Source organism: Photorhabdus tasmaniensis (genome assembly GCF_011189505.1).
In the GTDB taxonomy this organism is placed as follows: Bacteria; Pseudomonadota; Gammaproteobacteria; order Enterobacterales; family Enterobacteriaceae; genus Photorhabdus; species Photorhabdus tasmaniensis.
Map to the genome: position 1 here is coordinate 144592 of NZ_PUJU01000004.1, position 12530 is coordinate 157121.

The following is a 12530-nucleotide window of genomic DNA, read 5'->3' on the forward strand; positions in this document are numbered from 1 at the left end:
GAATAGAACAGTTATAGAGACTATAACCATGTTAAATAGTGATGTTTTTTAAAAAGCAAATGCAATTTAATTTAACTTACATGCTTCACACTGTTTCTCTTTCGGTTTATCGTAAGAAGGAAGTTCACCTTCGAAATAGAATGGCTCCATTTCAATAACTTTTTTAATTACCTTACGCCCTAATCCCTCATGAGCCGCGTTAGTTAACAAACCATTATCTTGATCACCCGTCCAGATAAATAAACCACCTAGTCCATTTTCTTTAACATAGCGGCCTTTTTCTCTTACTGAACGGGGGGTATCTAATGACATAAATACTTTAAGATTTTCATTATAAATATAATCGGCTTTAGCCACCGGATCATGAAAAACCTTAAAACCATTACGACCTATTTGATTTTCATAATCAACATAGTTATAAATAATATCTGTCCATTCCGTTACGCTGTATTCGAAACTCCCTAGCGTGGATGTTCCATCAGTATATTTACCAACCAGCTGTTCATTATTTTTACTCTCTAACTCCGCAGTTCTGGCATTGCGTGTATAACCAGAATAGCCGATATAAATTGACTTTTTATCAACCTTTAAAGAAAGAAGATAATTAACCGCATCATCGACTGAATATTTAGAATATTGGTCATCTTTATTACGATGAAGATTAGTATGATGAGAAAGCTTATTATCGCCTAACGTGAAGAAATCATAAGTCATTAGGTTAATTTCGTTAACACCGGCAGCAATCAATTCTGGAATATGTGCTGCTTCCATTTTTTCTATATCAGCAGAAGCAGCAATACTAATTCCTTTTAAATTACTGATATTTGCATTTTTCAAATCCTGAATAAGTTTGACAAAATGCTCATAGTCGTCTGGAGCGTTTGGATTGCCCGCTCCGGCAGAGCCGGGATATTCCCAATCAAGATCAATGTGAGTTAGCATAGGGAATCGGGTATATAAATCTTTAACGCCCTCAACAAACCGCTGGCGAAGTGTTTCATCACGACACACTTCATAAAAAGCACCACTCATTGACCAACCGCCAACGCTGACAGAAATTTCTAGATCCGGATTTTCGTCTTTGAGTAAGCGCAAACCACCTAATACACCCTGAGCTTTATCTTGCTGATATAAATCTACAGGATTACCAGCCCATGCAGTGAAGCCACAATTAAGATAGGCTGCAACATCAGCCCAGGGATCAATTGGAATGGGTTTGCCTTCGTGATTCTCGAGAATATCTTGCTCGGCTTCTCCCATCTCCCATCCATTTTTACCCGCTGCGGCTATGATAGTTGTTCTTTTCTCTCCAAGATCACCAATAATACCTACAAAGCTAAAGATAATTCTTTTAAACGGTTTTCCTTTGTCCTTATCACCCTTAAAGCGCATTAAATCGGCACCTCTGCCACCCTTTATTTTAAAAGAATCATCATTTATTGGCGCTAAACGCTCATCATAGATTGACCAATCAGTTAAATAACAGAGGACGCCAAAGTTATCTTTCTCCTCATAAGTATTAAAAACCGTTTTAGCCAGTCTTGTTGGTGTATATGATAATGCGCTATCGGCGGCTTTAGGATCAAAACCATTTAACCGATAAGTTTTTTGCGCCGCCCCCTCTCCAGAATCCTCATGTGGATCAGTCTCATATACTAATTGACTATCTGTTTTTAATTCATTTTTACTCATATTACACTCCACTAACGGTACAATTATTTTTAAACATCAGAGAGTTAAATCATGACGACCTATGCCAGGAATTAAGTAGCGTTCAATCAGTATTCAGATTAAAGCCGTTTATCAAGAATACCTGTAACATATTGGATACAAAGGACTACATAGCTTAACTGTATAAATTCTCAAATTTTAAATAACACAATATATTAGAGGTATGAATACTACTTCTCACAGCAATATTTGTTAAACCTCTTTTTTTCATATACAGATATAAAAATTGATGATCTATTATTGTCATCTGGCTATTGACTCAAGAAAAAACCAGCCAATTACACTTTTTAACCAAGATTTACTCCAGATAAACTCTATTTTTATGAAATAAAATTAACATATGTAATATTATTAAATATGCACATAGCCATATCATAAAATAATAATATTCGTTATTGATAACATAAAAATAATAATTTTATCAAAACTAATACAATTAAATATTTCTTCCATTACCTGATAACCGATTGTCCTTACCCAATCAACCGACAAAAATTTAATAAAATTTTTTCATAAAATTCTTGACACACCAACACCGTTCCAGTTTACTAGTACACAAGAAATAACCATATTATCCCGTATACTATCTATATATTTAATGCAAAAGAGGCACTGAAAATGACTGTATTTATGATGTCTATCCGTTGGTGGCACAACTTCCCATAAAGGGCGGTATGGTCACGCACATAAATTAATAGTGCCAAATTACCAAAACCCGCCAGAACGGCGGGTTTTTTTATATGCATAACTCACAATCAGGACGAAAAAATGACGGATAAACAACCAAAATTCACAGTCATTGAGCAGGAAACAACTTATCAGCCCGATCCGGCACGACTGTTCAACCACCTTTGCCGTGGGCAATCAGCAACGTTGTTGCTGGAATCTGCGGAAATTAACAGTAAAAGAAGCCTGAAAAGTCTGCTGATCATTGATAGTGCTTTGCGTATCTGCGCGAACGGCAATCAGGTCACTTTTGAGGCTTTGTCAGAAAATGGCCGAAATTTATTGCCAGTTTTGATCAAAAAACTTCCCAGCAATGTCCAATCTGAAATGGCACACGATTCTCTTCAATTGATCTTTCCGCCAATCAATCACAATATGATAGATGAAGACAGTCGCCTGAAAGCCATATCTGTATTTGACGCACTACGTGCTCTTCTTTCTCTGGCAGAATTGCCATCACAATACGAACTACCATCGCAAAACAATGCAGAAGCAATATTCGTTGGCGGCCTTTTCTCCTACGACCTGGTCGCCGGGTTTGAGCCGTTACCCACAGTAAAAACCGTTCAACGTTGTCCTGATTTCTGTTTTTATTTGGCAGAAACTTTAATGGTGATCGACCACCAAAATAAAAACGCACGCCTGCAAATCACTCTTTTCAGTGATTCTCCGAAAGAAGAGCGACGTCTTAAACAACGATTGCAAACATTAGCGGAGCTCACCACAGAACCCACTGAGCCAGTGCAACAAATCTCTCTGCCAGCAATGAAAGTTTCATGCAATCAAGATGACAAAACATATGCAGAAATAGTGACACAATTGCAACAATACATCCGCCAGGGCGATATTTTTCAGGTGGTGCCATCACGGCGCTTCTCTCTGCCATGCCCGGCACCGCTTAAAGCTTATCAAAAACTTAAAGACCGCAATCCAAGTCCTTATATGTTCTTCATGCAAGATAAAGACTTCTGTCTGTTCGGTGCCTCCCCTGAAAGCGCACTCAAATATGATGCGTCTAATCGTCAAATTGAGATTTACCCTATCGCCGGCACACGTCCCCGTGGGCGCAATGCTGCCGGAGAGTTGGATGCAGATTTGGACAGCCGAACTGAGCTGGAGATGCGTACAGATCACAAAGAATTAGCTGAACACTTGATGCTGGTTGATTTAGCCCGTAATGATTTGGCCCGTATTTGTGAACCCGGCAGCCGCTATGTCGCTGATCTGACAAAAGTTGATCGTTACTCTTTTGTCATGCATCTGGTTTCCCGCGTGGTCGGGACATTACGCCATGACTTAGATATTTTCCATGCTTATCAAGCTTGTATGAATATGGGAACCCTTACTGGAGCACCGAAAGTACGGGCAATGCAACTTATCGCCCACTATGAAAATGAACGGCGTGGCAGCTACGGTGGCGCTGTCGGTTATTTCACCGGCAACGGTGATATGGATAATTGTATCGTTATCCGCTCGGCTTACGTGGAAGATGGCATAGCGACAATTCAGGCTGGCGCTGGCGTAGTACTGGATTCTGTACCTTTGGCAGAAGCTGAAGAGACCTGCAACAAAGCAAGAGCCGTCATTCGTGCAATCGCTGAAGCACATCAGGCAGAGGAGATTTTCTGATGGCAAATATTCTCCTGCTCGATAACGTGGATTCATTTACCTATAACCTCGTCGATCAATTACGCAATAAGGGTCATCAGGTGGTTATCTATCGCAATACTGTGGCAACTGGAATCATCATGCAGCAACTCAGGGCGCTGCCTTCTCCGTTATTGATGCTTTCACCGGGGCCGGGTAAACCTTATGATGCAGGCTGTATGCCGCAATTACTCCAGAAAATAATCGGCAAAATTCCGGTGATCGGCATCTGCCTTGGGCATCAGGCAATTATTGAAGCCTATGGTGGAGAGATTTCTGCCGCTGATCAAATCCTGCACGGCAAAGCCTCTCTGGCAGAACATGATAATCAGGCTATGTTCGCTGATCTGGATAATCCTTTGCCCGTTGCCCGTTATCACTCTCTGGCGGGTCACAGAATTCCATCTGAATTGACGATTTCAGCCCGTTGCGGCGACACCGTTATGGCGGTTCGCCACGACAAACACAAGGTTTGCGGGTTCCAGTTCCATCCAGAATCTATTCTCACAACACATGGCACCAGATTACTTGAACAAACTCTGGCATGGGCACTGAATTAAAAAGGAGGGATGAAAATGCAATCTATTTTCGACAAATTGTTCAGTGCGCAGATACTGACACAACAAGAAAGCCAACAACTGTTCTCCGCCATAATTCAAGGAGAATTAAGTGAGCCGCAACTCGCTGCGGTCCTTATCAGTATGAAATTGCGCGGTGAGCAGCCACAGGAGATCGCCGGTGCCGCACAGGCGTTGCTGGCAAATGCCCTGCCATTTCCGAGGCCGAATTACACTTTCTGCGATATTGTCGGAACAGGGGGAGATGACACCAACAGTATTAATATTTCAACCGCCAGTGCATTTGTCGCAGCAGCTTGTAATATTAAAGTTGCCAAACATGGTAACCGCAGTGTTTCCAGCCGTTCAGGTTCATCTGATTTGCTGGCGGCATTTGGTATAACGCTTGATGTCAGTGCAGAATGTGCCCGCAACGCCCTGGATGAAATCGGCATCTGTTTTCTGTTTGCGCCGCAGTATCATATTGGGTTCCGCCATGCAATACCTGTACGTCAGCAACTGAAAACCCGGACGCTGTTCAATGTACTCGGTCCTCTGGTTAACCCGGCCCGCCCGCCATTGGCATTAATTGGCGTTTACAGCCCCGAGCTGGTTGAACCCATTGCCCGTACCTTGCAAGTCCTGGGCTATCAACGGGCAGCCGTTGTTCACAGTGGTGGAATGGATGAAGTCGCCCTACATGCACCAACCATCGTGGCAGAACTTAATAATGGAGAAATCTCCCATTATCAATTAAATGCTGAAGATTTTGGTTTACAAAGCCATCCAATATCGGCATTAAAAGGGGGGGCACCGGAGGAAAACCGTGAAATACTCAGCTTATTGTTACAAGGTCGAGGTAAGAAAGCCCATGCTGATGCCGTTGCCGCTAATGTTGCCCTGCTGATGAAAATTCATGGACAGGAAAATTTACGTCATAACACTCAACAAGCTCTTGAAACCATTCACAGTGGTCAAGCTTATAAACGAGTCACCGCACTCGCCGCAAGGAGTTAACGATGCAAACTACCGTTTTACAAAAAATTGTTAATGACAAAGCCGAATATCTGATTAAGCGCAAGCAACAGCAACCGCTGGAAAGCTTTATTAATTCCATTGTTCCCAGCCAGCGTAGTTTCTATCAGGCGCTGAACGGTGAACAGACTATTTTTATTCTGGAGTGTAAAAAGGCATCCCCTTCAAAAGGACTCATTCGTCAGGATTTTGATCCAACCCTGATAGCAAAAACTTATCAGCCCTACGCTGCCGCAATTTCAGTATTAACAGATGAAAAATATTTTCAGGGTAGCTATGACTTTCTCCGTCTGGTGAGTGATACCGTTCATCAGCCAGTATTGTGCAAAGATTTTATTATCGATCCTTATCAGGTTTATCTTGCTCGTTATTATCAGGCAGATGCGATATTACTGATGCTTTCCGTCCTTGATGATCAGCAATATATTATGCTGTCTGAACTCGCGCACAGTTTGAATATGGGAGTACTGACTGAAATAAGTTCAGAAGAAGAACGGATCAGGGCTGTCACACTGAAAGCCAAAATTATTGGTATTAATAACCGTGATCTAAGAGATCTTTCTATAGATTTAAACCGTACCAGACAACTTGCGCCACAGTTACCGGAAGGAACGATTGTTATCAGCGAATCAGGCATCCACCAGCATCAGCAAATTCGTGAACTCAGCCAGTATGCTAATGGCTTTCTGATTGGCAGCGCTTTGATGTCGCAATCCAATCTGGATCTGGCATTACGTCAACTGATTTTGGGGGAAAATAAAGTCTGTGGATTAACCCGCCCACAAGATGCCAAAGTAGCATTACAAGCAGGGGCTGTTTATGGTGGTTTGATATTTGTTGAGCATTCGCTGCGTAGAATTAATATCGAACAGGCTCAACAAATCATCAATGCGGCGGCTCTCAAATATGTCGGCGTATTTCAAAATCAATCCTCTGCATTCATCAGTCATATCGCCCGCACTCTGTCTCTTGCTGCGGTGCAATTACATGGCGCAGAAGGCGACGTTTATATTGAAGAACTACGGAAATTATTGCCTGAAAACTGCCAAATTTGGAAAGCAATTGATATGTCGAAAGATTCATTTCACGCTAAAACTAGAAATATTGATCGGTATCTGCTTGATAACGGCAAAGGTGGAACCGGCAAAAGTTTCGACTGGCAATTACTTGAAAAACAATCACTCGACAATGTAATGTTGGCAGGTGGATTAAATGAAGAAAATTGCCAACAGGCAGCAAAATATGGCTGTTGCGGGCTTGATTTTAACTCTGGTGTTGAAAGCGCACCGGGTATCAAAAGCAGCCATAAATTAAGTAAAGTGTTTCAGCGTCTACGTAGCTACCAATAAATAACGATCCTTTGATTAATGGACAAACAGAATAATGAGTAAACTTAACCCTTATTTTGGTGATTTCGGTGGACAATTTGTGCCACAGATCCTTATTCCAGCCCTTGAACAATTAGAAACAGCATTTATTGATGCTCAACAAGATGCTGAATTCCAGCAAGAATTTCAAGATTTGCTGAAAAACTATGCAGGCAGACCAACGGCATTAACTTTATGTCGTAATTTGACTAAAGGTACTAAAACCCGCCTTTATCTGAAACGAGAAGATCTATTACACGGCGGCGCTCATAAAACCAATCAGGTACTTGGTCAGGCATTACTGGCGAAACGAATGGGCAAAACTGAAATTATTGCAGAAACCGGTGCCGGCCAGCATGGTGTAGCAACAGCCCTCACCTGCGCACTTTTAAATATGAAATGCCGCATTTATATGGGTGCTAAAGATGTGGAACGCCAATCCCCTAATGTCTTCCGTATGCGTCTGATGGGAGCCGAAGTTATTCCGGTCCACAGCGGCTCTGCAACCCTAAAAGATGCTTGCAATGAAGCCCTGCGCGACTGGTCTGGCAGCTATGATAAGGCTCACTATCTGTTAGGTACCGCCGCCGGCCCACATCCCTATCCAACCATGGTTCGGGAATTCCAGCGTATGATTGGTGAAGAAGCCAAAGCCCAGATTCTGGCAAAAGAGGGACGCCTGCCTGATGCAGTGCTAGCCTGCGTTGGCGGGGGTTCCAATGCCATTGGCATGTTTGCCGAGTTTATTCCTGAAACATCAGTACGCCTGATTGGTATTGAACCTGCGGGACACGGTATCGAAACAGGCAAACATGGTGCCCCGTTGAAACATGGCGAATTAGGTATCTATTTTGGCATGAAATCTCCCATGATGCAGACAGATGAAGGCCAGATTGAAGAATCTTATTCTATTTCAGCCGGCCTGGATTTCCCTTCTGTTGGTCCTCAACATGCCTATCTGAACAGTATCGGCCGGGCTGACTATTTTTCCATCACAGATGATGAAGCATTAGCGGCGTTCAAAATGCTTTCCCGTGAGGAAGGCATTATTCCGGCGCTCGAATCCTCTCATGCACTGGCATATGCTTTAAAAATGATCCAGCAAGCGCCGGATAAAGAGCAATTACTGATCGTCAATCTATCCGGTCGCGGTGATAAAGACATATTTACTGTCCATGATATTTTAACATCTAGGGGGGAAATCTGATGGAACGTTACGAGCAGCTATTTAAACAATTAGAAAACCGTAAACAAGGTGCTTTTGTCCCCTTTGTCACACTGGGCGATCCAAACCCGGAATTATCGTTGGAAATTATTGACGCACTGATTGCAGGTGGTGCAGATGCCCTTGAGTTAGGGATCCCTTTTTCTGATCCGCTGGCTGACGGCCCAACAATTCAGAATGCCAATCTGCGTGCTTTCTCCTCAAATGTTACCCCCACTCTCTGTTTTGAATTATTGGCAAAAATTCGGACAAAATATCCGGATATACCCATGGGTCTATTGATGTATGCCAACCTGATTTTTCATAATGGCATAGACGAGTTTTATCGCCGCTGCAAAGATGCAGATGTCGATTCTGTATTAGTTGCAGATGTTCCTGTATCAGAATCCCGACCATTCCGCACCGCAGCAATGAAACAGGGTATTGCTCCTATCTTTATTTGCCCTCCGAATGCGGAAGATGAATTATTGCGTGAAATCGCCTCTTACGGCCGGGGATATACCTATTTATTATCCCGGGCAGGCGTTACCGGCACAGAACGACGCGCTGAACATCCTTTAAATCATTTGATCAATAAGTTGCGGGAATATCATGCTGCACCGCCATTACAGGGATTTGGTATTTCAGAACCTGCACAGATAAAAGAAACGTTAGCAAATGGTGCTGCTGGTGCCATTTCCGGATCCGCCGTAATCAAAATTATTGAAGCAAATCTTTCTCAACCAGACATAATGCTGAAAAAACTCACTGAATTTGTATCAATAATGAAATCTGCCACTCAACTTTAATACAAAAAATGGGGCAAAATCTGCCCCATGCTTTTCATATCAAACAGCTCATACAAAACAAACGCAGTTCTTATCAGAAGTGATAACCGACACCAAACATAAATACCCACGGATCAAGCCGGGTATCAACTTTATGGCTCTGATCGCCTGCTTTGAATTTCACATCAGTTTCAATGTTCACCCACCACACAGACGCGTTTAGCATCCAGTTTTGATCTAACTCATAATCCAAGCCAACATGACCGGCCACACCCCAGGAATCTTTCAGATCCAGACTGTGTAAATTATTACCTTTAACCGCATCATTGCCATTGAATTTTTCATTAAAGAAAGTGGTATAGTTCAAACCAACACCAATATAAGGGCGGAAATGACTTTCTTTAGAGCCAAAATAGTATTGCGCCATTAATGTCGGTGGCAGACTCTTTATTTTGGCAATATTACCTGCACCCGGTAAACTTACCTGATGCTGGAAAGGTGTCCCAGCGAGTAATTCAATACCAATATTATCGGTAATCATATAACCGAAGGTTAAACCCATCTGGGTATTATTATCCGCACTCAGAGAACCTACCCCTAATACATTATCAGAGCCGGTATTAGGCCTTACTGTTGCAGTACCCGTGCGGAAAAGAAAATCACCCGCTTCATGAGCAAAAGCGAACGATGGTGCTAAAGTTGCCGCTGCTAATACAAACGCAGAAAGTTTTTTCATTATTCATCCCATTCCTGTGATTTAAAAGTCAATAAAAATATAGCCATATATTTAAAATCATGATCCAATATAGATCACATCTTTTAAATAATTTAAGAGAAATCGTATATTTGCGACATTATTATTTCAAATTGGAATTATTTTAAATTGACACAAATCAATATTTATCATTAATTATTTTAATGTTTTTTATATTTATATGCTAATTCCAATATTTCATCTAATTATATTTCCATGATGTTTTAACAAGGTTAAATTTATGTTTATTTTTATATTGAAAATATAATATGAAGTACTTTTTCCTTTCATAAACAATCACAGTCAATCACTAATTTATCCGCATAATCTCCTTTCAGCTATCCACATCTGCCCATAACAGAGTACAATTAACCGCTGTGTATTATTGTTTAACCTGATAGGAGCTGTCTTCATGCCAATCACGGCGAATACCCTGTACCGTGACAGTTTTAATTTTTTCAAGAATCAACTGTTAAGTACTCTGACTCTGGCCGTTCTGGCGGCTCTGGTGACTACCCTATTGGGGCACCTGTTTATCCCTGATAGCGAACAGATGAAACTGCTGACAGAAGCAGAATTCACTTTTGCAACTTCGGGTAAAACCGGTATTCAGGATATGGTGTCTCAAATGACCCCAGAGCAACAGTCAATGATCATGCGAGCGGGAATAGGAACTATTTTCTCCAGTATGATTGGCAATGTGTTACTGGTTGGTGGTGTATTGACGTTGGTCACGGCAGTTTCAGCGGGAAATCGTATTTCTTCATTACAGGCTATTGGTTTATCAGCAAGCCAATTACCAAAACTGTTCCTGCTACTACTTATCTGCACTTTGTTGATCCAACTTGGTTTAATGCTGATGCTGGTACCAGGTATTATTTTATCTATCGCACTGGCTTTATCACCCGTGATTATGACCGCTGAACGGTGCGGTATTTTCGCCTCTATGAAAATAAGCTGGAAACTGGCATTTGCCAATATTCGCTTGCTAGTTCCGCCAATTCTGCTATGGCTGACCGCAAAGCTCTTACTGGTGTTTATTATTGATCGTCTGACATTCATTCATAATGAGATGGCGGGAATTATGCTTGGCGTGTTTAATAACCTGATCTCAGCTATTCTGCTAATTTATCTGTTCAGGTTATATATGCTGGTTGCCTCTTCACAACAAAAATGAATATAAAATAGCTGTTCAAACAAACCCCATAGCGATAAAAGCTATGGGGCTGACAGAGAATATAACATGAGCCAGTTTATATCCGGGTACACTTGTGTATAAGCGCGTCATTATTATTTAGGTAAGATCCAAAAAAATTCCCTGTTATATATGGCAGGGAATTTCTGTAAAAAGAGATTGCTAAATTAAGTACAAATTAGCTAATTTCGATTTAGAAGCGGTAACCGACACCAACTACCCAAGTGCCTATCTTAAGATCATCCAATTTTGAATATTCATAAGATGTATCGATAGTCCAATTTGGCATAGGGTTAAACTGTAATCCCAATCCGTAGCTGACAGATGTTTTACTCTTGCTGCCACTCATTGAACCAACATAATCTGAGTACTTAACCTTTCCATGTGCAGCACCAACCATACCGTATACGCTAACATATTCATTAAAACGATATGTAGGACCCGCCATCAGGGAAAAATAGTCCATATCAGATTCAGCTTCTTTTCTACCACCTTGGTAATGATCGTCACCTAAATATGTATGTGTAAGTGAGCTAATAACACCAAAATTATTATCCAGCTCATAGCGATATTTCAGGTTGAAGCCCTTTGGATTATCATCAATCTTTTGACCATCCATCTTTGCATGACTCTGAGCATAGCCACCAGAAATCGTACTTTCACCACTTGCATTTGCTGCAAATGCGAATAAAGATAAACCAACAGCCACCACTGAAGCTACCAATGTTCTTTTCATTGAAAATCCCTAATATTGTATAAAATATAGAAAGAAATAATTACGGAGAGGTATTATTTATCAGTAACCAATAGAAAACAACGAAATTCCATTCATTGTTAATTTCCCGTTTAATAAAGCAAAACACTAAGCATTACCGTCGTATTTCTCTTATTATCTTTTGATGTAATTAGAGTACCATTCGGGCTTACTTTGCATCATTCGTACAGCAAAATAGAGATTGGGCACCACAACTAAATAAGGTTTCATAATTGTGCTACACCCATTTTTTGTCTTCCTGGCTTTTGCTGTGATGAAAACGATACCAAAAAGGCATCAACATAATTCAGTAACTGCCACATAAATTGACAACAATGATTTCGCGTTATTGTCTCATGGAGCGATTGCCATAACCGTTCTATTTTGTTTAGCCACGGTGAATAGACCGGTAAAAACAACAGGGTAAATTTGGGATGTCGTACCAGCCAGTCCTTTACCTTCTGACTTTTATGAATACCGTAGGGAACCACTAAAAACTTTTCACAGCCACAAAATTGAGTAAAATGTAGACACAACACCTCTCTGCAAGGTAGCGCCGTCATGATACCGCCTCGTTCTGCTTTAAAAAAAGACAAGCTGGCATCCGAATATCACCGTCGAAAAATCGATGAATGAGGTGATCCGCTGCTTGTTCTTGATAAGTATGTTGATTTCTCGGCACTGGCTGACACCATAGACCGTGTCGCACCACGTATTATTTCGCCCAAAGGGGGACGCCCGCCATTCCCGACTGAGGTGATGGTTCGCATCA

11 protein-coding genes, 1 pseudogene and 1 other annotated feature are annotated in these 12530 nt (G+C 41.5%); of the genes and pseudogenes, 8 read left to right on the forward strand and 4 right to left on the reverse strand.

All coding sequences use genetic code 11. The annotated features are described in order from the left end of the window. Window positions 1-66: 66 nt before the first annotated feature. Window positions 67-1692, reverse strand: a complete 1626-nt coding sequence (locus C5471_RS02810) for a glycoside hydrolase family 18 protein (protein WP_133812952.1) — start codon at window positions 1690-1692, stop codon at window positions 67-69. A 678-nt stretch (window positions 1693-2370) separates the two neighbouring features. Further along, window positions 2371-2471, forward strand: a sequence feature (Trp leader region). Between the two features lie 28 nt (window positions 2472-2499). Here C5471_RS02810 and C5471_RS02815 point away from each other — a divergent pair. From C5471_RS02815 to trpA, 6 genes are read left to right on the forward strand one after another with little or no spacing between them, the layout of a single operon-like run. Beyond that, on the forward strand, window positions 2500-4086 hold the full coding sequence (locus C5471_RS02815) for an anthranilate synthase component 1 (protein WP_133812951.1): 1587 nt from the start codon (window positions 2500-2502) through the stop codon (window positions 4084-4086). Continuing rightward, a complete protein-coding gene (locus C5471_RS02820; protein ID WP_133812950.1) occupies window positions 4086-4664 on the forward strand; it encodes a glutamine amidotransferase-related protein in 579 nt (192 codons plus the stop codon). Before C5471_RS02815 ends, C5471_RS02820 begins: the two co-directional genes overlap by 1 nt. A gap of 15 nt (window positions 4665-4679) precedes the next feature. Then, window positions 4680-5678, forward strand: coding sequence for an anthranilate phosphoribosyltransferase (trpD, locus tag C5471_RS02825; RefSeq protein ID WP_133812949.1), 999 nt, complete (start codon window positions 4680-4682; stop codon window positions 5676-5678). 2 nt (window positions 5679-5680) lie between these two features. Continuing rightward, entirely contained in the window at window positions 5681-7045 is a 1365-nt protein-coding gene (gene trpCF, locus C5471_RS02830; protein WP_133812948.1) for a bifunctional indole-3-glycerol-phosphate synthase TrpC/phosphoribosylanthranilate isomerase TrpF, read from the forward strand. Window positions 7046-7079: 34 nt separating this feature from the next. Next, on the forward strand, window positions 7080-8270 hold the full coding sequence (trpB, locus tag C5471_RS02835) for a tryptophan synthase subunit beta (RefSeq protein WP_133812947.1): 1191 nt from the start codon (window positions 7080-7082) through the stop codon (window positions 8268-8270). Next, window positions 8270-9076 carry a tryptophan synthase subunit alpha gene (trpA, locus tag C5471_RS02840; RefSeq protein ID WP_133812946.1) on the forward strand — a complete coding sequence of 269 codons (807 nt, stop codon included), beginning with the start codon at window positions 8270-8272 and terminating at the stop codon, window positions 9074-9076. Before trpB ends, trpA begins: the two co-directional genes overlap by 1 nt. A 73-nt stretch (window positions 9077-9149) precedes the next feature. Here trpA and ompW read toward each other — a convergent pair whose 3' ends face one another. Beyond that, window positions 9150-9791, reverse strand: a complete 642-nt coding sequence (gene ompW, locus C5471_RS02845) for an outer membrane protein OmpW (RefSeq protein WP_133812945.1) — start codon at window positions 9789-9791, stop codon at window positions 9150-9152. A gap of 430 nt (window positions 9792-10221) precedes the next feature. On the opposite strand from ompW, the gene C5471_RS02850 reads away from it, so the two are divergent. Next, window positions 10222-10986: a YciC family protein gene (locus tag C5471_RS02850; RefSeq protein WP_133812944.1), complete on the forward strand. Its 765-nt coding sequence runs from the start codon at window positions 10222-10224 to the stop codon at window positions 10984-10986. 211 nt (window positions 10987-11197) lie between these two features. On the opposite strand, the gene C5471_RS02855 is transcribed toward C5471_RS02850, so the two are convergent. Both C5471_RS02855 and C5471_RS02860 read right to left on the reverse strand, forming a co-directional pair. Further along, a complete protein-coding gene (locus tag C5471_RS02855; RefSeq protein ID WP_133812943.1) occupies window positions 11198-11740 on the reverse strand; it encodes an Ail/Lom family outer membrane beta-barrel protein in 543 nt (180 codons plus the stop codon). 245 nt (window positions 11741-11985) lie between these two features. After that, a pseudogene (locus C5471_RS02860) lies at window positions 11986-12240 on the reverse strand (transposase); the annotation flags it as partial. 211 nt (window positions 12241-12451) lie between these two features. Between C5471_RS02860 and C5471_RS25485 the strand changes: the two are divergent. Further along, a partial coding sequence (locus C5471_RS25485) for a hypothetical protein (protein WP_479687630.1) occupies window positions 12452-12530 on the forward strand: 79 nt, incomplete at its 3' end.